General features: G+C 67.5%; 23 protein-coding genes. 8 read left to right on the top strand and 15 right to left on the bottom strand.

The window, feature by feature from the left end:
- Position 1 precedes the first annotated feature (1 nt).
- The gene (locus C8J47_RS16145) at positions 2–406 is read right to left on the bottom strand and encodes a flagellar biosynthesis repressor FlbT (protein ID WP_056056059.1); all 405 of its coding nucleotides are present in this window, start codon (positions 404–406) and stop codon (positions 2–4) included.
- Between the two features lie 237 nt (positions 407–643).
- Between C8J47_RS16145 and C8J47_RS16150 the strand changes: the two genes are divergently transcribed.
- Genes C8J47_RS16150 through C8J47_RS16160 form a run of 3 tightly spaced genes read left to right on the top strand, consistent with a single transcriptional unit; the run spans position 644 to position 5,000 of the window.
- The gene (locus C8J47_RS16150; protein ID WP_121886548.1) at positions 644–1,948 is read left to right on the top strand and encodes a flagellar hook protein FlgE; all 1,305 of its coding nucleotides are present in this window, start codon (positions 644–646) and stop codon (positions 1,946–1,948) included.
- Positions 1,949–1,984: 36 nt separating this feature from the next.
- A complete protein-coding gene (flgK, locus tag C8J47_RS16155) occupies positions 1,985–4,078 on the top strand; it encodes a flagellar hook-associated protein FlgK (RefSeq protein ID WP_121886549.1) in 2,094 nt (697 codons plus the stop codon).
- 13 nt (positions 4,079–4,091) lie between these two features.
- A complete protein-coding gene (locus C8J47_RS16160; RefSeq protein ID WP_121886550.1) occupies positions 4,092–5,000 on the top strand; it encodes a flagellin in 909 nt (302 codons plus the stop codon).
- Between the two features lie 542 nt (positions 5,001–5,542).
- Here the strand turns inward: C8J47_RS16160 and C8J47_RS16165 are convergent.
- The gene (locus C8J47_RS16165) at positions 5,543–7,321 is read right to left on the bottom strand and encodes a hypothetical protein (protein ID WP_121886551.1); all 1,779 of its coding nucleotides are present in this window, start codon (positions 7,319–7,321) and stop codon (positions 5,543–5,545) included.
- Positions 7,318–7,578 (bottom strand): hypothetical protein, encoded by a 261-nt coding sequence (locus C8J47_RS16170; protein ID WP_121886552.1) that lies wholly within the window; start codon positions 7,576–7,578, stop codon positions 7,318–7,320. Before C8J47_RS16170 ends, C8J47_RS16165 begins: the two co-directional genes overlap by 4 nt.
- 117 nt (positions 7,579–7,695) lie before the next feature.
- Between C8J47_RS16170 and C8J47_RS16175 the strand changes: the two genes are divergently transcribed.
- The gene (locus C8J47_RS16175; protein ID WP_121886553.1) at positions 7,696–8,127 is read left to right on the top strand and encodes a hypothetical protein; all 432 of its coding nucleotides are present in this window, start codon (positions 7,696–7,698) and stop codon (positions 8,125–8,127) included.
- A 63-nt stretch (positions 8,128–8,190) separates the two neighbouring features.
- On the opposite strand, the gene C8J47_RS16180 is transcribed toward C8J47_RS16175, so the two are convergent.
- The 6 genes from C8J47_RS16180 to C8J47_RS16205 form a co-directional block, all read right to left on the bottom strand.
- Positions 8,191–8,580 (bottom strand): hypothetical protein, encoded by a 390-nt coding sequence (locus C8J47_RS16180; protein WP_121886554.1) that lies wholly within the window; start codon positions 8,578–8,580, stop codon positions 8,191–8,193.
- A gap of 284 nt (positions 8,581–8,864) precedes the next feature.
- Complete coding sequence (locus tag C8J47_RS16185; RefSeq protein WP_056055662.1) at positions 8,865–9,746, bottom strand: flagellin; 882 nt, start codon at positions 9,744–9,746, stop codon at positions 8,865–8,867.
- Between the two features lie 170 nt (positions 9,747–9,916).
- Positions 9,917–10,699: a flagellar basal body L-ring protein FlgH gene (flgH, locus tag C8J47_RS16190; protein WP_121886555.1), complete on the bottom strand. Its 783-nt coding sequence runs from the start codon at positions 10,697–10,699 to the stop codon at positions 9,917–9,919.
- Positions 10,700–10,765: 66 nt separating this feature from the next.
- A complete protein-coding gene (flgA, locus tag C8J47_RS16195; protein WP_121886556.1) occupies positions 10,766–11,221 on the bottom strand; it encodes a flagellar basal body P-ring formation chaperone FlgA in 456 nt (151 codons plus the stop codon).
- A 5-nt stretch (positions 11,222–11,226) separates the two neighbouring features.
- Positions 11,227–12,015, bottom strand: a complete 789-nt coding sequence (gene flgG / locus C8J47_RS16200; protein ID WP_056055665.1) for a flagellar basal-body rod protein FlgG — start codon at positions 12,013–12,015, stop codon at positions 11,227–11,229.
- A 42-nt stretch (positions 12,016–12,057) separates the two neighbouring features.
- Positions 12,058–12,801, bottom strand: coding sequence for a flagellar hook-basal body complex protein (locus tag C8J47_RS16205; RefSeq protein ID WP_056055666.1), 744 nt, complete (start codon positions 12,799–12,801; stop codon positions 12,058–12,060).
- Between the two features lie 93 nt (positions 12,802–12,894).
- Here C8J47_RS16205 and C8J47_RS16210 point away from each other — a divergent pair, with 93 nt between their 5' ends.
- The 4 genes from C8J47_RS16210 to C8J47_RS16225 are packed head-to-tail and all read left to right on the top strand — an operon-like array spanning position 12,895 to position 15,495.
- Complete coding sequence (locus C8J47_RS16210) at positions 12,895–13,530, top strand: flagellar basal body-associated FliL family protein (protein ID WP_310886139.1); 636 nt, start codon at positions 12,895–12,897, stop codon at positions 13,528–13,530.
- Positions 13,527–14,549: a flagellar motor switch protein FliM gene (gene fliM / locus C8J47_RS16215; protein ID WP_056055669.1), complete on the top strand. Its 1,023-nt coding sequence runs from the start codon at positions 13,527–13,529 to the stop codon at positions 14,547–14,549. The genes C8J47_RS16210 and fliM overlap by 4 nt, the downstream gene beginning before the upstream one ends.
- A complete protein-coding gene (locus C8J47_RS16220) occupies positions 14,546–14,914 on the top strand; it encodes a DUF6468 domain-containing protein (protein ID WP_121886557.1) in 369 nt (122 codons plus the stop codon). Before fliM ends, C8J47_RS16220 begins: the two co-directional genes overlap by 4 nt.
- Entirely contained in the window at positions 14,911–15,495 is a 585-nt protein-coding gene (locus tag C8J47_RS16225; RefSeq protein WP_121886558.1) for a MotE family protein, read from the top strand. Before C8J47_RS16220 ends, C8J47_RS16225 begins: the two co-directional genes overlap by 4 nt.
- 95 nt (positions 15,496–15,590) lie before the next feature.
- Here C8J47_RS16225 and C8J47_RS16230 read toward each other — a convergent pair whose 3' ends face one another.
- From C8J47_RS16230 to C8J47_RS16255, 6 genes are read right to left on the bottom strand one after another with little or no spacing between them, the layout of a single operon-like run.
- On the bottom strand, positions 15,591–16,268 hold the full coding sequence (locus C8J47_RS16230) for a PilZ domain-containing protein (RefSeq protein ID WP_121886559.1): 678 nt from the start codon (positions 16,266–16,268) through the stop codon (positions 15,591–15,593).
- A gap of 12 nt (positions 16,269–16,280) precedes the next feature.
- Entirely contained in the window at positions 16,281–16,724 is a 444-nt protein-coding gene (locus C8J47_RS16235) for a hypothetical protein (RefSeq protein WP_121886560.1), read from the bottom strand.
- 10 nt (positions 16,725–16,734) lie between these two features.
- Entirely contained in the window at positions 16,735–17,613 is an 879-nt protein-coding gene (locus C8J47_RS16240) for a flagellar motor protein MotB (RefSeq protein ID WP_056055686.1), read from the bottom strand.
- A gap of 2 nt (positions 17,614–17,615) precedes the next feature.
- Entirely contained in the window at positions 17,616–17,966 is a 351-nt protein-coding gene (locus tag C8J47_RS16245; RefSeq protein ID WP_183129147.1) for a hypothetical protein, read from the bottom strand.
- A 59-nt stretch (positions 17,967–18,025) separates the two neighbouring features.
- A complete protein-coding gene (locus C8J47_RS16250; RefSeq protein WP_056055689.1) occupies positions 18,026–18,550 on the bottom strand; it encodes a chemotaxis protein CheD in 525 nt (174 codons plus the stop codon).
- A gap of 5 nt (positions 18,551–18,555) precedes the next feature.
- Positions 18,556–18,945, bottom strand: coding sequence for a response regulator (locus tag C8J47_RS16255; protein ID WP_056055692.1), 390 nt, complete (start codon positions 18,943–18,945; stop codon positions 18,556–18,558).
- Positions 18,946–18,951: the final 6 nt, after the last annotated feature.

Raw genomic sequence — 18,951 nt, forward strand, 5'->3', positions numbered from 1 at the left:
CTCAGGCGGCGCGGCCTGCGAGACGATCGAACGCCGCGGTCTCGTAGTCGATCAGGCGGCGGCAGATGCCGAGCGCGCGATAATATTCCGCGGTGGCGACGCAGTGCGCGAATTCGAGGCACAGCATGCGCGCCGCGGCGGTTTCGAACGCCGACAGCAGTTCACCGAGCAGCACGACGATCCGATCCTGATGCGCGTCGCGTGCCGTATCGTCGATATAGGCCATCATACAGGCGAGGTAGAGCCGCCGGGCGGGCGTGGTCGCCTCGTCCGGCGCCATGATCTCGCGACCGCGGAGCAGCGCGACCTGGTTCTCGACGATCAGCTCCACGCGACCGTTGGCGCGCAGCACCGCGCCGTTGACGATCATCTTTTCCCCGTCCCGCAAGGTTATCCGCAACGTCATCCAACCACCCTTCATGTGTCTGGATCGTTATAGGATGGATTAACGAAGCCCGGTCGCGACCCGGCAAGATTTGCCGCATCGTGAGCGAGGGGCGCGTCGCCGCGACTTTGCGTCGCCGGCATCTTCACGAAACCCGCGCGCTCCCGACCGGCGATGCGTGGACGCCCCTATAAAGTGACGAGAAGGGGCGCGTATCCGCCCACCCTGTCGTCGATGTCCGCTTGGAGACGTATTCGCATGAGCCTGTATTCAGCCCTGTTTTCCGGCGTGTCCGGCCTGTCCGCCGAAGCCAGCGCGATGGCCGCGGTCGCGGACAACATCACCAACGTGAACACGGTCGGCTACAAGGCCGTCGAAACCCAGTTCAGCACGCTCGTCGGCGACGGCCGCGCCTCGAACAGCTACACGGCGGGCGGCGTGACCGCGCAGCCCAAGGCGCTGATCTCGAACCAGGGCCTGTTGCAGGCGTCGAGCAACTCGACCGATCTCGGCATCGAGGGGCAGGGGTTCTTCATCACGCGGTCGAGCAGCGACGCGAAAAGCGGCGTGTCGCTGACCCGGTCGGGTTCGTTCTCGCCGGACAAGGACGGCTTCCTCAAGAACACGTCGGGCCAGTATCTGCAGGGCTGGCGGCTCGATACGAAGGGTGCCTACGTCAACACGGGTAGTGTTAACGCGCTCGAACCGATCCGCGTCAGCGACCTGACCGGGACCGCCGCCGCGACCAGCAAGATCCAGATGCGGGCGAATTTCCAGTCGACCACGGCCGCCTATACGGGCGCTTATACCGCGGGCGACATGGCGAACGGCACGGTGGCGTCGCCGAGCTTCTCGCGATCGGTCGACGTCTACGACCAGCAGGGCGGCGCCCACCGTGTCGCGCTGAGTGCGATCAAGACCGGCCCGAACAGCTGGAAGGCCGAAATCTACGCGCAGCCCGCGACCGACGTGACCGCGGCGAACGGCCTGCTCGCCAGCGGCGACATCAAGTTCAACGCCGACGGCAGCCTCGACCGGGCGAACAGCTCGCCGGCGCTGTTTTCGTCGGTCACGCCGACCTGGACGAACGCGGCGGGCGCCGATCCGATCGCGCTGTCGCTGGGCACCGACGGCAAGGTCGACGGGCTGACCCAGTTCGGCACCGAGTCTTCGCTGGTATCCTCGTCGGTCGATGGCGGCATTCTCGGCAACGTCGCGTCGGTGTCGGTGTCGAACCAGGGCGTCGTCAGCGCGACCTTCGACGACGGCCGCACGCGGGCGATCTTCCAGCTGCCGGTCGCGACGGTGCCCAATCCGAACGGCCTGACGCGCATCAGCGGCAACGGCTATAGCGCCTCCAGCGTGTCGGGCGCCTATGCGATCAACGCACCGGGGTCGCTCGGCGCGGGCAACATCAAGGGCTTCGCCCTGGAAGCCTCGACCGCCGACCTGGCGCAGGAGTTCACCAACATGATCCGCTTCCAGCGCGCCTACAGCGCGTCGTCGAAGATAATCACGACGGTCGACGACATGCTCCAGGAAGCAAGCAACCTGAAGCGATAAGCCCGACTAGCACCCGGCTCAACAAAGGTACTGCGCGTGTCGCTCAGCGAAATCCTGTCTTCCGCCCTGTCCGGCCTGAACGCCACGCAGGCGGCCATGCGGACGGTGTCCAACAACATCGCCAATGTGAACACCGCGGGATACGCACGCGAAAAGGTGTCGCTGACGACCGGGGTCACCGCGGGTCGGGTCTCCGGCGTCGTGGTGGGCGAGCCGAGCCGCGTCGCCGACAAGTATCTGGAGACCACCGTCTATGCGCGATCGGGCGATGCCGGTCGCGCCGAGGTGGTCTCCACCTATCTAGATCGGTTGCAGTCGGTGCTGGGTGCGTCGGATTCGGATTCGGGCATCTCGGCGCGGCTGAATGCGGTCGCATCGGCGGCGACTGCGATGACCGGCAGCGCTGGTGGTCCGCAGACCAGCGCGGCGTTCGTCGGATCGGTCGCCGATGCGGTCGGCACGATCCAGCAGCTCGGCACGGACGTCTCGGCGATCCGGTCGGACGTCGAAGGCGAGGTCGGCTATTCGGTCGACCGCGCCAACACGTTGTTGCGCAATATCTATGACTTGAACGATTCGGTCGCGCGGCTCGAGGGGCTGGGGCGGAGTTCGGCCGGCGTCGCCGACCAGCGCACCAGCGCGATCCAGGAATTGAGCGGGCTCATCGGCGTGAACGCGCGCGAACAGTCCGATGGGCGCGTCACGATCGAGACGACCACCGGCGTCCAGCTGGTCGACCGGCGTCTGCGTCAATTGTCCTATGCGGACAGTGGTGCCGGATCCTCGCAGCCGATCTATGCGCCGATCGAGGTGCGGTTTGCCGCCCCCGACGGCTCGCCCGGCGCCACGACCGGCGAGAAAATCGACAGCCCGTCGATCGGCGGCAAGCTCGGTGGCCTGCTCGACCTTCGCGATCATCAGCTTCCGGGGTTTTCCGATCAGGTCGCCGACGTGTTCGCGGGGATGGCCCAGGTGCTCAACACCGCGTCGAACGCGGGCACCGCGGTACCGCCGCCGGCGACGCTGGAGGGGCGCGCGACGGCGTTGACCGGCAGCGACCGGCTCGGCTTCACCGGCGCGGCGACGTTCGCGGTGACCAAGAGCGACGGTACGCTGGTGGCCAAGACCAAAATCGATTTCTCCGCACTCGGGGCGAACGCAACCGTCGACGACGCGGTCGCGGCGATCAATGCCGGCCTCGGCAGCGCGGGCACCGCGAGCTTCGTCGGCGGAAAGCTGACGATCGCGGCGAGCGCGAGCGGTAACGGCGTCGCGATCGGCCAGGATGCGACGAGCCCGAGCGCCCGCGCGGGGATCGGGTTCTCGCAATATTTCGGCCTGAACGACGTCGTTCGCAGCGACACGGCGATGCTCGCGCCGTCGGGCTTCAAGTCGGGCGACGCGCATGGTTTCGCCGCGGGCCAGTCGGCAGACCTCGCATTGCGCGATACGTCCGGGCGAGTGCTGGCGCGGTATACGCTGGGCGCGACCGGTTCGACCTTCGGCGATCTCGTCACCAATCTGAATGCGAGCCCGCTGGCCGGCTATGGCAGTTTCGCGATGGACGATGCGGGGCGGATCCGGTTCTCGCCGACCGCCAGCAACGCAGGGGCTGCCTTGTCGGTGGTTTCGGATACGACCGATCGCGCGGGCACGGGCCGCAGCCTGTCCGAGATCACCGGGCTGGGCGGTGCGACCGCTAGCCTTGCTGGTGCCGAGGTGCGCCGCGATATCGTCGCCGATCCGAGTCGCCTTCCGCTCGCCCGTCTCCAGGACGTCGCGGTCGGAGCGAAGGCACTCGGCGCGGGCGATCGTCGCGGCGCGTCGGGGTTTGCCGATGCCACCGAAGCGGTCGTCGATCTCGGCAGGAACGGCGTGACGTCGGTGTCGCGGCTGACCGCGAGCGTGCTCGGCAATGCCGCCACCGCCGCGTCGCGCGCGCAGACCATGCAGACGACCACGACGACGCGCCGCGACGACGCGGTCGCCAGCCGCGACAATTTTTCGGGCGTCAGCATCGACGAGGAACTCGGCCAGATGGTCGTGCTCCAGAACAGCTATTCGGCCGCAGCCCGCGTGATGAGCACCGCCTCGGCGATGTACGACACGCTGCTGGCCATGGTGAGATAAGAAAGTTGAACCGATGATCCGCGTCGCCACCGTTCCGTTCCAGAACACCCTGTCGCAGGCCATCCAGCGTGCGCAGAGCAAGCTGGCCGCGACCCAGACCCAGCTCAACACCGGCAAGAAGGCGTCGACTTTGGCGGGGCTTGGCACCGATGCGGCGCGGACTCTGTCGGCACGTACCGTACTCGCGCGCCAGGAATCGCAATCGGCATCGGCGACGCGGCTCGGGACGACCTTGTCGTTGTACGATGCCAACATCACGTCGATCGATACCGGCGCGACCGATCTCCGGCAGAGCATCCTGACCGCGATCGGGACGGGGAGTGGGGCTGGGCTCCAGGCCTCGATCGACAGCGCATTCGGGCAGTTCCGGACCGCGCTGAATGCGACCGACGGCAGCGGACCGCTGTTTGGCGGATCGCAGACCGGCGACGTCCCGTTCAAACCCGCGACGCTTGCCGATACGATCGGTGCCACGCCAGCGACCGCGTTCGCCAACGATCTGGTCCGCGCCTCGGCCCGCGTCGCCGAGGGCACCGACCTGACGTACGGCGTCGTCGCCAGCGATCTCGGCAGCACGATGCTGGCCGCGTTCCGCACGCTCGCGGAGGCAGGGACGATCGGCGACAAGATGACCGCGGCGCAAAAGGATGCGCTCGGCACCGCGGTCAACCAGATCGCGACCGCGCTGACCGGCGTGCGCGCGGTCAATGCCGAGAATGGCCGCAAGCAGTCGCAGGTCGAGACGCTGGCGACGCGCGGCGAAGAGCGTGCGACGCTGCTCAAGGATTCGATCTCGCGCGTCGAGGACGCCGATTTCGGCCAGATCTCGACCGATCTCGCACAGCAGCAGAGCGTCCTGAAGGCGAGCTATTCGGTGTTCGGCCAGCTGACCAGCATGAGCCTGGTCGACTACCTCAGATAGGGCGGCGAGACGGTTAGGGACTGAATGCCGATCTTCCCCCGCCAGGGGGAGATGGCAGGCGTCAGCCTGACGGAGGGGGAGGGATGCGGCGACTCGCGTTTCGCGTGCCGCCCCCTCCGTCGCCTTTGGCGCCACCTCCCCCTGGCGGGGGAGGATTATGAGGGCGATCTACATTCAGGTCGAAGCGCCAGATCAGCTCTTTTCTCTGTCGTGCCGGACTGCTTCCGCATCCGAGGTGCCGCACAATCGATAGAATTTGGCTTGCGAGACGGTGGATCCCGGAACCGGTCGATGGCTATCCCTTTGAGAAAGTAAGACTTGTTTCCCCGCGAAGGCGGGGATCCAGACTGGGCTCCCGCCTTCGCGTGAGAACACGGAAGGGCGTGGTGCCGTACGACCGCGGACTCGTACTCGTTCGAGGGGGACAGGAACCGAGCCAGTCCGGGGCGACGGAATGATTTTGAGGCCGTCACGCCCTCACCCGCTACCTATCGATCCTCTCGGTATGGCGCGGCCGCTGATACTTGGGCGCGCCTTCCGTATCAGCCCGCCTTCGTCGGATGGCTCATCGCCGCGCTGCCCTGATCGAGCAGGTCGCCGAACGCGCCCGCCGGGCTGGCGGCGGGGAGGGCGGCCATTGCGTTGCTGAGCGTCGCCGGATCGATCGAGCCCGACTGCGCGGTCAGCGTCGCGAACGCCGAGCCGGTCGGCAGCGTTTCGAACGCGCGGCCATACCGGCTGCGCAGCGCGGCGAGGTCGGATTCGCGGCCGAGCATCGCCAGCGCGATCGCCTGGCGCAGGACGATCGCCTGACCGACTTCGCTCAACGCGCTGCGACCGGCACCGGGCAGCGATTTCGGCAAGGCCTGCTCGCCGACCGCGGCAAGACGTGCCCAGTCGTGCGCGCGCCAATAGAGTTCGGCAGTCAGCGCACCGCCGCCGGGAACATCCTCGACGGTCGCCAGCGCCTCGGCGGATTTGCCGAGCAGTTGCAGCGCGGCGGCCTCGACCCGGCGTCGGTCGGCCAGGGTATCGGGCGGATAGGCGAGGATGTCGGTACCGCGCAGCGTGCGGATCGCGGCGTCGGGTGTCCCGGCGAGGATCTGCAGGCTGGCGATGCGGACGGTCAGCGGACCGCGCTCGACGTCGCTGGCCTGCGTGTCGAGGCGGTGGTCGAGCAGATCGGCGGCGCGACCGTACAGGCCCGCGGCCTGGAGCCTGTTCACGAGGTTTTCGACGAGCTGGTTGCCGACCGGGCCGGCGGGCGCGATATCGCGATAGTCCCAGAACATTCCGGCGGCCTGGACCAGCGACAGCGCCGAGCCGAGCGCGAGCGCCTGCGCGAGCTGCGTCTGGAGCTGCGCGACGAGCGGACCGGAGGCCGCGCCGAGATCGAAATAGCGGAACAGCGTCGCGCCGCTCGCGAGCATGCGACCGGTATCGTGCGTGGCGGTCGCGAGGCGGACCGACAGCTCGAGCGCGCGGCGTTCGATCCGGTCGCCGCGCCAGGTAAACAGCAGCGTCTCGAGCTGGCGGGTCGCTTCGCCGACCGGCAGCGTGTGCGACGCGACGCCGTTCTCGATCGTCGCCAGGCGGGCATCGGCCTGCTCGACGTCATCGCCGCTCAGAATGACGCGGTCGAGACGAAGCCGCGCCGGTTGCATCTGGCCGAGCAGCGCATAGGCCTTGCCGCGGAGCAGATTGGCGGCGGGATCGTCGTCGGGCACCGCGTTCAGCCACGCCATTGCGGGTGAGGCGCGGCCCAAGTCCAGCGCCGCACTCCCGGCGGCGATGATGAACGGGCGGCGGGCAGCCGACGTCCGGCCCGTGAGCGCGGGCATGGCGCAGCGCAGCTGGCCAAGCGCCTCGGCTGCGCGATACGAGTCCGCGAGCGTCCGCATCCGCCAGAGACAGGCTTCCGAATCGCCGAGCAGCGTGTCGTCGCCGAGCATCGTCAGGGCTTCGCTGGTGTGCCGGGCCATCGCGGCTGCAACGCCGCGCGCGCGCATCCACGCGGGGACGAGCGCCAGATCGGGATCGTCTGCGCGCATCACGTCGAGCACGCCGATCGCTTCTGCTGCCAGGCCGCGCGCGATCAGGCTGGTCGCATAGTCCCATCGCACCGCCTGCCGGGTGGCGGGCGTCGCAGCGGCGAGCGAAGCCCAGGCGGCCTCGTCGCCTTTGGCCGACCAGGCGGCGGCGCCTGTCGGCAAGGGCCGCTCGGCCAGCGCCGCCGCGAAACCAGGCAGGCGCGCGGGGGCAAGGCTCGCTTTCGGCGGCGTGGCGACGAGCGCAGCGGCGCCGATCAGGAGACCGATCACGCGAAGATCACCGCGACGGCTGCACCACCGGCACCACATCCCAGCACGAACAACAGCGCCAGGATCATGCCGGCACGGCTGGACATCGCCGACGACAGCGCGCCGGATGTCGCGACGGGCACCGGGGCCGGCGACGCGGCGACTGATCCTGCTGCGCTGCCGTCGATGACGATCGGCGGCGTGTCGCCGCGACGCCGGGACTGCTCGCCGCTGGCGTCGAGCAGTCGGACCTTTCCGGGTTTCTGATCTTGGCTCATGGCGTAAACGTCCCTTATCTTCATCCAATTATAGGATGTCGGAGCTACCGAGGGGCGTCGTCCCGCGCGAAACATGCTGTTGGCGGGCTGGGCTATGGGTTGCGAGTAGGATTTTCGATGGCTGCGTTCTGTTCCCTTCTGCACATCGCTGCGGCCGCCGTGGCGATCGTCGCGGCAACCGGCTCGTCGGCGTCGGAAGGCGGGTCGGCGTCGGAAGGCGAGTCGCAGCCGGCGATGGATGCGACGTTCGTGGCGATGCCCGAACTGGTCGTGCCGATCATCGACGGCGATCGCGCGGATGGCCGGCTCAAGATCAAGATCGTGCTGAGGGCGGCGGATGTCACGGCGGCGGCGCGCTTGAAGGCCGCGATTCCGAGCCTCCGGGAAAGCGCGCTGGCGTCGGCGAGCGAGTTCGCGCGGCTTCGCGCCTCGCCCTACAAACCGGTCGATGTCGCGCGATTGGCGCAGGACATGACGCGTGTGCTGCGCGGGCGGAACCCGGATGTCGCAAGCGTGCTGGTGGTCGAAGTATCGGCCCGACCCGCCTGAGCCGTTAGGCGCAGGCCGGCGGTCGAGATTGGGGTCGAAGCCGGGGCCGGGGCCGGGGCCGGGTTACTCGGCGATGCGGACGGCGCGGGAAAGCTCCGCTGCGACCCGTGTATTCCAGGTACGCAGGAACGGCGGCGGCCGGACGGCGCCGATCGCCGCGGTGGCGGCCCGCGGTTTGATCTCGGCGGTCGGTACGGAAATTGCCGGTACGGAAATTGCGGCGCCAACCGAGTCGCAGCTCAGCGTGACGAGGTCGCATCCCGCCACCGACGGTTGCAGCAGGAGCAACAGGCACTCCGCGATTTCGGGATCCTCGCGCGGGCCGATCATCTCGACGACGGTCTCGGGCGTCGTGTCCGGATAAGTCATCGCCTTGGCCGCCGCGGCATCCCACAGCGCCGACGCGTCGTCGATGTTCAGCTGGCACCGCAGCTCATATAGCGCGTTGCTCACGATCGATCCGATCCGTAAGCCGGATGCCTGTATTGTACCGTCACGTTTGAACCCTTGCTTGTACGCGTATGTCACTAGAAATACTCGATGTTGTTCGAGATATGGGGCAAAATGGGTTCAACGGAAATTAGGTAGTTATACGTAATACGATTTTAATGTCGGGTTGTGACGTTCGGGTAACACAATGAAACGTTACGAAAAAAACCGGGACCGACTTTCGCCGATCCCGGTTCCCGGTAGCCCGCCGACGGTTTGGGGGTGCCGACGAGGCGCCCGCTCCCGTTTTACCGGAAGAGCGACGTGATGGTCTGCGGCGCCTGGTTGGCGATCGACAGAGCCTGCACGCCAAGCTGCTGCTTGACCTGCAATGCCTGAAGCTTCGCCGATTCCTTGGCCAGATCTGCATCGACGAGATTGCCGATGCCGCTTTCGATGGTGTCCGACAGCTTGCTGGTGAACGTCGTCTGGGCGTCGATCTTGCGCGATGCCGAACCCAGATCGCTGAGCTTGCCGTTAAGCGACTTGCTCAGTGTATCGAGGGTATCGACCATCTTCTTGGACGTTGCCGAATCGGTCAGCTCCGAGTTCTGGCCGAGGGTGCCGGTACCGGCGCCGGTCGACTGAGTCTCGGTCGTCGCCAGATCCAGACCCTGGTTGGCAATCGACAACGTGTCGGGGGTGTACGACGTGCCGCTGCCCGTTGCGGTATTCGACAGCGACTGAAGTGCGCTGACTGCGCCACCGCTGCTCTTCAGCAGGTTGGTGCCGTTGAACTCGGACGAGTTGACGATCGTGGTGATCTGATCGCGAAGGGCCTTGAAGTCCTTGTTGTAAGCAGAGCGCGTATCGGTCGAGATGCCGTCATCCGACGCCTGCTTGGCAAGCGTCTTCATCTGGTTGACCACGTCCGAGATCTGCTCCGCCCCTGCGACAGCCACGTCGGTAACGCTCTTCGCCCGGCTGAGCGACGAGCTGACCGCCTTCAGACCGCCCAGATCGCCACGAAGGCCCTGTGCGATGGTGAAAGCTGCCGAATCGTCCTTGGTCGAACTGACGTTCAGGCCGCTGTTGATGCGGTTCTGAACGGTGGCGAGACCCTTGCTGGTCGCGTTGAGAGCCTGGAGGGCTGCCATTGCGCCAGAGTTCGTGTTGACGGACAATGCCATGATGATTTCCTTCTGGAATAAATACGCTGGCTTCTGCCGACGTGGACCGGTTCGCCGATCCTCGACAGCCTCGGTGCGAGGCCGGTCCTTTATTCTGGGAAGAAATTCGGAAGTTCGGTCGGGCTTGTCGGAAATTTGGTGGTTAACGAAAGCTTAGCCACCGCGCGGGTTCAGAACGGGAACAGCGCGTCGTAGATCTGCTGGCCCCAGCGGGCCTGCTGCGCACTGCTGAGCTGGCCACGGCCGCCATAGCTGATCTGGGCCTCGGCGATCTGGGTATGGCGAATACTGTCGTCGCGGGCGATATCCTGCGGACGCACGATGCCCGTCACGATCAGTTCGCGCAGTTCGTAGTTCACGCGGATCTGCTGCCGGCCGCGGATCACCAGATTGCCGTTGGGCAGCACATCGGTGACCATCGCCGACATCGTCATGTTGATCGTCTCGCTGCGGCTGATGTTGCCGCTGCCATTGAACTTCGACGCGGAGTCGCCCGCCACCAACTTGGCCGGATCGACCGATCCCGGCAGGATTTTCGCAAGCGGAGCCTGCAGCCCTAGCAGTGCCGACAGTCCGGCGGATTCGGATCCGCCCTGGCTGCGCGCGGTGGTGTTGCCGACCACCGCCTTGTCGGCGACGTTGATCCGCACCGTCAGGATATCGCCCGCGCGCGAGGCGCGCTGATCGCCGAGGAACGCGCCCGCGCCCGCGCGGAACAGCGACGCGTTGGGGGCGGATGTCTCCACTGCCGCCGTTCGCCCGCCGATCATGTGCGGCGTCGATCGGCCGAGCGAATCCTCGATCGGCGGACTGTCGACCGGCAGCGCCTCGGTAAAGGTCGGCGCTTTGCCGACTTCCTTGAGGCGTCCGACCGCGCCGCAACCGGACAATGTCGTGACCGCGAGCGTCAGGCCGGCAAGCGTCAGCACGGGTTTCAGAATAGGGGAAAACATGGAGGTCTCCGGAAGAAAGCTCGGCAGGAAAGGGGGGCGGCTCAGGGCACCGATCAGGGCCGCAGATCAGGGTAGGGGGACGTGCACGGCCCCGGAGCCCTCGACGGTGGCATCGAACGTGCGGTTGGTCGACTGCGCGACGACGCGGACGAGATCGCCCATCCCGCCCGCCGACAGCGCCCGGCCGGTGGTCGCGATGACGAGCCCGCGACTGCGCAGGTTGATCGTCACCGGATCGCCGCGCCGGACGAGCCGCGGCGCGACCACGTCGCCCGCGCGCACCACCGCGCCGGCGACGAGATTGCGTGCCGCCTCGCGGCCAGCGGCGACATCGGGCGCGATCGCACCGATCGCGTAGCCGGGGGGACGGGGCTGCGCCTCGAAGTCGGTGGCGGCGAGGATGTCGCCGCGTGCGACGGCGTGCGACAGGACCGAGGTCGCGACCGGCTCGGCCGCGGCCATGACCGGAACCGCAAGGCCGAGGCCGGCGAGGACGACGATCGTCGCGGTGCGGAAGCGCATGACGGTCAACGCATCTGGCTGGAGGTCGCCAGCATCTCGTCCGCGGTCTTCACGACGCGGCTGTTCATCTCATACGCACGCTGCGCGGTGATCAGCGCGGTGATTTCCGAGACCGGGTTGACGTTCGAAGCCTCGACGAAGCCCTGCATGGTCGTGCCGAAGCCCGGATCGCCCGGCGCGGCGATCGTCGCGGTGCCCGAGGCCGAGGTCTCGGTGAAGACGTTGCCGCCCTGCGCCTCGAGGCCGGCTTCGTTGATGAACGTCGCGAGCTGGAGCTGACCGACGGTCTGCATCTCGGCGGCACCGGCGACCTTGATCTGGACCAGCCCGGTCTTCGAGATCGCGACGTCGACCGCGTCCGCCGGGATCGTGATCCCCGGCTCGACCGCGTTGCCGTCGGCGGTCACCAACTCGCCCTGGTCGGACAGCTGGAACGAGCCGTCGCGCGTGTAGCCGGTCTCGCCACTTGGCAATCGCATCTGGAAATAGCCGCGGCCCTGGATCGCGACGTCGTAGCGGTTGCTGGTCTGGTTCGGTGCACCCTGTTCGGTGATCCGGTAGACGCTGCCGGTCTTCACGCCCGAGCCGATCTGGATCCCGGTCGGGATCTTCGCGGTGCCGCTGCTGTCGGTCGAGGAGCCGGCGCGCGTTTCCTGCTGATAGAGCAGGTCCTGGAACGCCGCGCGCTGGCGCTTGAACCCGGTGGTGTTCATGTTGGCGATGTTGTTCGAGATGACGTCGACGTTGGTCTGCTGTGCCAGCATCCCGGTGCTGGCGATCGAAAGAGTGCGCATCGCGTGGTCCTTTGCTGAAATTGGCGTTGATTAAGGGGAAGGTCAGCCGAGCTTCGACAGGCGGTCGATCGCGCGTTTGCGCATGTCGTCCATGTCCTGCGAGATCTTCATGCTGGTCTGGTAGGCGCGCAGGATGTCGACCATCGAGGTGGTCTCGACGATCGGCTCGACGTTCGATCCCTCGATACCGCCGGTCCGCAGCTTGGTCTCGTTGGCGGCCAGTTCGCGCCCCCCGGTGGCAGTCATCAGGCCGTCGCCGCGCGGGGTGACACCGCGTTCGTCGTCGAACACGGTCACCGCGATGCGCCCGACCGGGCCGGCCTTGCCCATGACCGAGCCGTCGTTGCCGATCGAGAGCGTCGGCAGATCCTCGGGCGTGACCGCGATCGGCTTGCCGCCCTCGCCGAGAATACGCTGGCCGCCCGCATTGGTCAGCTCGCCGGCCTCGTTGACCTTGACGAAGCCCGCGCGCGTGAAGGCGGTGCCGCCGTCGGGGGCCTCGACCGAGAGATAGCCCGGGCCGTCGATCATCAGGTCGAGCGGGTTGCCGGTCGACTGGAACGCGCCGGCGCTGGTGTCGTGCATCGCGCCCATATCGAGCACGAACGAGGTCGTCCGCGTGATGTCGGGCGTGCTCTCCTTCTGCTGCTCGACGAATTCGCGGAACACCGGGCGTTCGCGCTTGAACCCGGCGGTGCTCATGTTCGCCATGTTGTTGGCGGCGACGTCCAGGCGGCGACGCAGCGCCTGCTCCTGGCTCAGCAATATAAAGGAGGAGATGTCCATCGGGGCCTGGTCCAAATTTTCCGCATTATCGGCGCCGGTAGGCAAATTCTGCCTGCCGTCTCTCCTATAATAGGTTGGTACGAGGGGTGCCGGTTGGCGCTTCCCCTCGAAATCGCGAGCACCGGCAGCGCCGGGACCAAGGGGACGACGATCGTGGCGACTAAGGAAACGGCGCAGGACATCGGTGACGACACCGATGGCAATGCGGGCGAGGGTGACGCCGTCGCCGCAGCAACCAAACCCAAGCGCGGCAAGAAGAAGATGATCGTGCTCGCGGCGGTCGGCGGCGTGCTGCTGCTCGGCGGTGGCGGCGCGGGCTATATGATGCTCGGCGGCAAGCCGGCAGCGGCGGCGCATGATGGCGCGGCAGCCGAGACCGAAACTGCCGACAGTGAGGGTTCGGGCGAGGGCGGCGGGCATGAGGCGGCAGCGCCGCTCGATGTTCCGCCGATGCTGGTCAACCTGCGCTCGGCCGATGGTGCTCCGCATTTCCTTAAGGTCCACGTCATGCTCGTCCCCGGCGCGAAATCGAACGTCGAGGCGCTGAAGACCGACCTGCCGGTGTTGCTCGACGCGTATCAGCCGTTTTTGCGCGAACTGCGCCCCGAGGACCTGTCCGGGTCCGCGGCGGTGTTCCGGATCAAGGAAGAATTGCTGATCCGTGCGCGCACGACGATCGGCGCAGACAAAGTGAAGGACGTCCTCGTGCAGGATCTGGTGCAGCAATGAGCGACGATTTCGAAGACCTCGAAGACTTTTCGCTGCCCGATCCGCCGACCGCGGAGCTTGGCGGCGCGGCGTTCGACCAGGCCGGCATCGACGCGCTGTTCGGCACGTCCGGCGGCCCCGAGAAACCCCGCAGCGGCCTCAAGGCGGTCATCGAATCCGATGTCATCAGCTATGAGCGGCTGCCGATGCTGGAAGTCGTGTACGACCGGCTGGTCCGCACCTTCGCGACGTCGATGCGCAACCTGACTTCGGACGCGATCGACGTCAGCCTGGAAGACATGAGCTCGATCCGGTTCGGCGATTTCGTCAACCGGCTCGCGCTGCCGGCGATGATCGGCGTGTTCCGCGTCGAGGAGTGGCGCAACTACGGCCTCATCACCGTCGAGCCGAGCCTGATCTATTCGGTGGTCGATGCGCTGCTCGGCGGACGCCAGAGCGGCAACCGGTCGATGATCGACGGGCGCGCGTTTACCGGGATCGAAGTCGGCCTGGTGTCGCGGATGCTCGAACTCGCGCTCGCCGATCTCAGCGCGGCGCTGCAACCGATCGTCGCGACGACGATGAAGCTCGAGCGGATCGAGACGAGCCCGCGCTTCGCCTCGATCGCCGGGCCGACCAATATCTGTACCGCTGCTACGCTGCGCGTCGACATGGATGGCCGCGGCGGCTGTTTCAGCGTGCTGTTGCCGTATGCGACGATCGAGTCGGTCCGCTATCGGTTCGGCCAGCGCTTCATGGGCGATACCGATGGTCCGGAAAACGTCTGGGGCGCGCACATGGCGGCCGAACTGCGCAAGACCGAGGTCGCGGTCGACGTCGTGCTCGGCGAGGCGACGATGAGCTTGGGCGATGTCCGGTCGCTGCAAGTCGGCCGGACGATCGCGCTCGGCACGCGGCCCGACGATCTGCTCGGGATCCAGGTCGGCGGGGTTTCGCTCGGCAGCGCGCAGATCGGCCAACGTCGCAACAATATCGCGGTCCGTCTCGCGACCGATATCGTCAGGGGAGCAGGCGCATGAACTTTTCGACGGTCGCGAACATCGCGACGATCATCCTGTGCGCGGCGGTGCTGGTGCAGAGCGTGCGGATGATGCGGTCGCTGAAGGCGGTACGCGGTGGCGCGATCGCCGATGTGGTCGAGGCGCTCGACCGCTCGACCGGGCAGGCGCGCATGGTTCTGTCCGAACTGCGCGATGCGCTGGGCGAATGCGCGCACAGCGCGCGGGCGGTGGCCGACGGCAAGGCGATCGCCGACGAACTGACCGTGATGATCGGGATCGCCAACGCGTCCGCCGATCGCATGGCGGACGCCGCCGATGCGGCGCGTCGTCAGCAGGCCGGGGACTATGGCGCGGCCGATCACAACGCGGGGGGCTGGGCATGATCGGGCGTCCTTCGTTGTTGATGCTGACCGCGGCGTCGGCGGCGGTGGCGATGGTCGGCAATGCCGTCGGGCTGGCGGCGATGCCGAGCGGCGCGCAGGCGGCGGGATCGCCGGCCAGTTCGCGACTGGGCGTGGCGATCGCCGACGATCTCGGCGCGCGCGACCAGGCAGCGGTGCGGCGTGGTCGCGCGCTCGATATGCGCGAGCAGGCGGTCCGCGCGACCGAAGCGCGGCTCAAGGCGGACGCCGGCAGCCGGCAGGACGCGGCGGCGGCGGCACCCGCCCAGCCGAGTTCGCCGGGCGCGCCCGCCGGGGCGACGCCACCGACGGATCAATATGACGATCTGGCGCGGATCTATCAGGCGATGAAGCCCGCCTCCGCGGCGCTGGTCCTCGAACAGCTGGATCTCGACGTGCAGATGCGGGTCGCGCAACGCATGCGCGAACGCTCGACCGCGATGGTGCTGGCAGCGATGACGCCGCGCGGCGCAGCTGCGCTGACGATGGCGCTGGCACGGCGCGACGCGCGTCGTCCGCCGAGCGCGGTCAGGCCTGCGGGGGCGGCGTTGTCGAAGCGCTGAACCGCGGTGGCAGGCGGATGACACGAAAAAGGGGAGCGTACCGGACCGGTACGCTCCCCTTTTTTACGGGCGGCGCGGTGTCGCTCGGTCGCGTGTCAGATTTCGGCCCGGTCGGAGGCGAAGCGAACCGATCGGTCGGTCTGCCACGCCGACACCTCGGCGAACGACAGCATCTCGAGGAAGGCGAAGCCGACGCTCTCGCCGTTCGACCAGCGCATCCGCGCGCGGCGCGGTGAGAGGCCCGGGATCGTGATCCGGACTTCGCTGTCGCGCGGCAGCGGGCTGGCGATCAGGATCCGGCACCCCGATTGCGACAGGTCGCACAGCACCGAGGCCGACAGTGTTCCCAGATGCCAGAGCACGGTGGGGCAGTTGGCCGCGATGCGCGGGGTACGGGCGATGATCGCCGAGCTGTCCGGGACCGTGCCAAGTACCGCATCGATCACGATCGGGCCGTCGAGCTGCAACCCGGCGCGTCCATCGCGCGCCCAGGCGACCCGCGCGTCGACCGCTTGCAGGTTGCGCAGTTCGACGCGGACGCGATCGTCCTCGGCCAGGACGGTCGAGCATTCGATCATCATCCCCGTCTGCGACAGGTTGCGGACGCGGCAGACGTGATCGATCCCCGCGGCCTCGAGACGCGCGACCAGCAGGATCGTCATCAGCCGCGTCTCGCGCCGTCCGAACGTGCCACCGGCGGGTTCGACATGGGGAAGTCTGGACGCGCCGGTTGCGTGGACCGGACTTGATGTTTCAGGAGGCGGAACGATCATGACCTGTGTCCTTCAGGACGGTTCGGCACGCGTGATCGCGGCGCGGCGTACGATGCCTGGGCCGAAAGCCTCGGGGGCGGCGGTCATCACGACCTTACGCAACGCGCCAATGTCGGGCAGCATCCCGTCGGGACCGGCGGCGAGCGGCGTGCGGTAGGTCCGCAGGTTGATCGCGTGGAGCAGCAGCGGCAACCGCGCGGCGACCAGCGCGCCATCGTCGACCGACACCTGCAATTCGACATCGAACGAGACATAGCCCGCCAGGCGACCATCGCCGAACACCAGGGGGGCGACGATCTTCTCCGCCTTGACGAACGTCAGGTCCGGAACCGAAGTCTCGTGCGCGTCCGCCTTGCCGTGAGACGGCCCGAGTATCGCCCGCGTCGCGAGCGCGGCACCGCCGCCAACGCCCGTACCGGCAATCAGAACGGCGAGCGGGAACAGGATCTTTTTCATCGCGAGGGTCCTAGAACCGGAAGCTGGCGTCGCTCGGCAGGGAGGCGGCCGCCCCCTTGACGACGATCGTGATACGGCGGTTTTCGGGCCGGGTCGGCTGGTCGGGATAGACCGGGCGGGTGTCCGCCATCGCCACCATCTCGGCGAACCGGCCGGGCGCGAGCCCCGCGCCGATCATCGCCGATCGCGCGGCGATCGCGCGTTCGCCCGACAATCGCCAGCTCGAATCGTCGCTGCCGCTGCCGTCGCCGTCGGTATGCCCCTCGATCGCGATCTGCGCGTCGGAACGGGCGAGCTTGCCGGCGACGCGCGCCATCATGTCTCTCGCGTACGGGTTCAGCGTCGCGGTGCCGACCTTGAACATCGAGCGCTTGGCGGTGTCCATCAGGCTGATGCGCAGGCCGTCCCGGTCGTCCTCGACGCGCATCGCCTTGTGGCCGTCCTCGGCGGGCGGCAGGCTGTCGATCGCCACGCGCAGTTCCTGTGCGAGGACACGCAGCGACGCATCGGGAATATTCGCGGTACCGCCGCGTGCGGTGCCGGCGGTCGCGGCATTGGCGCTCGGCTGGCCGGTCGGCGTGCCGGTCGCGCTGGCCTGGCTACGGCTGCCATGACCGCCCGCGCCCGGCATCGAGCCGATCCCGCTGGCCGAGGCGGTCGCATCCGACGTCTGCGACATCGCGGTGGCGGCCGGCGAGAAATATTCCGCCAGCCCCTTCAGGCGTTGCTTGTCCGGATTGCTGATCAGCCAGAGCAGCATGAAGAACGCCATCATCGCGGTCACGAAATCGGCATAGGCGACCTTCCACGCGCCGCCGTGATGCGCGGCGGCGGTCTTCTTGATCTTGCGGATGATGATCGGGCGGGTGTTGGCACCGGCGACGGCCATGGTCAGGCGGCCTGCGCGGCGAGCGCGTGCGTGGCTGGGGCATGCGCGGCCGGGGCGTGCGACATCGCCGCGAGCGCCAGCGCGGCGTGGAGCCGGCCCTGGATCGCGCTCAAGCGGACCGGCGCGATCGCGGCGTCGGGCGTGATGCCACCTGCGACGCGGTCGAGCACCGCGGCGCTTTCGTCGGCGCTCTGCACGATCAGGTCGAACACCTGAAGCTGGTCGATGTGCCGCATCACGAAGTCCTCGTCGCCGACCAGCGTCTCGGCGAGTTGCTCGACGAGCGCACTGACGCGACGCAGCTCGCTCGCCAGAGCGATGTGCAGGGCCGCATGGGAAGGGGACTGGATCATGATGCGCGCACTCTGGTTGTCTGGCGGGGTGGGTAGGGCAGTCCGAACGATTCCGGACGTCAGAAGAGTTCGAGTTCGCCTTCGGACTCGGGCATCGGCGGACGGACGATCGGACGGACCGGCACGGCTTCGGCGACGCAGGTCGACCGTGCCTTGCCTTCGAACGGCAGGAACTCGATTTTTCGCGCGCAGACGCCGCCGACGTCGACATGACCGATCGCGAAGCCCTCGGTCTCGATGAAGCGGCGTGCGAACGCGGCGTTGTCCTGGCCGATCCCGCCGAGCCCGGCGATGATCTTGGCGCCGCCATAGATGTGTGCGCGCAGTCGCGACCGCATTGCGCCCTTCTTCATCATCGCGTTGATCAGCAGCTCCATGGCGTGGACGCCGTAGCGCTGGCGGTCCTGGATCCCGACGGCATGTCCCGCTTCCGGCTCGCCGAGCAGGAAATGGTTCATGCCGCCGACCCGCGCCTTGGCATCGTACAGGCACACCGCGATGCACGAGCCGAGCAACGTCGTCAGCATCGTGTCCGGCTCGGCCATCGCCATATGGTCGCCCTGGATAAGGGGGATCCTGCGCATGCCGATCAGGCCAACGCGCCGAAGACGCGCTCGATCTTTTCCTTCAGCGCGGCCGGGGCGAACGGCTTGACGAGATAGTTGTTCACGCCGAGCGCCGCGGCCTTCTGGACGATCTCCCGATCGGACGAGCCGGTGAGCATGATGAACACCGTCTTGCCGATCACCGGATCGTTGCGCACTTCCTCGAGGAACTGCAGACCGTCCATGTCGGGCATGTTGTAGTCCGAGATGATGAGATGCACGCGGTCGCTCCTGACCGCCGCGAGCGCTTCGGGCGCACCGCCCTTGTCGCGCACGTCGCGAAATCCCAGGTCCTGAAGGGACCGGCGGATCATCGCGCGCATACTGGCCTGATCGTCCACGACCATGACCTTGATTTGAGATGCAGCCGGCATCGTCTT

It is taken from the genome of Sphingomonas sp. PP-F2F-G114-C0414 (assembly GCF_003688595.1).
Lineage (GTDB): Bacteria > Pseudomonadota > Alphaproteobacteria > Sphingomonadales > Sphingomonadaceae > Sphingomonas.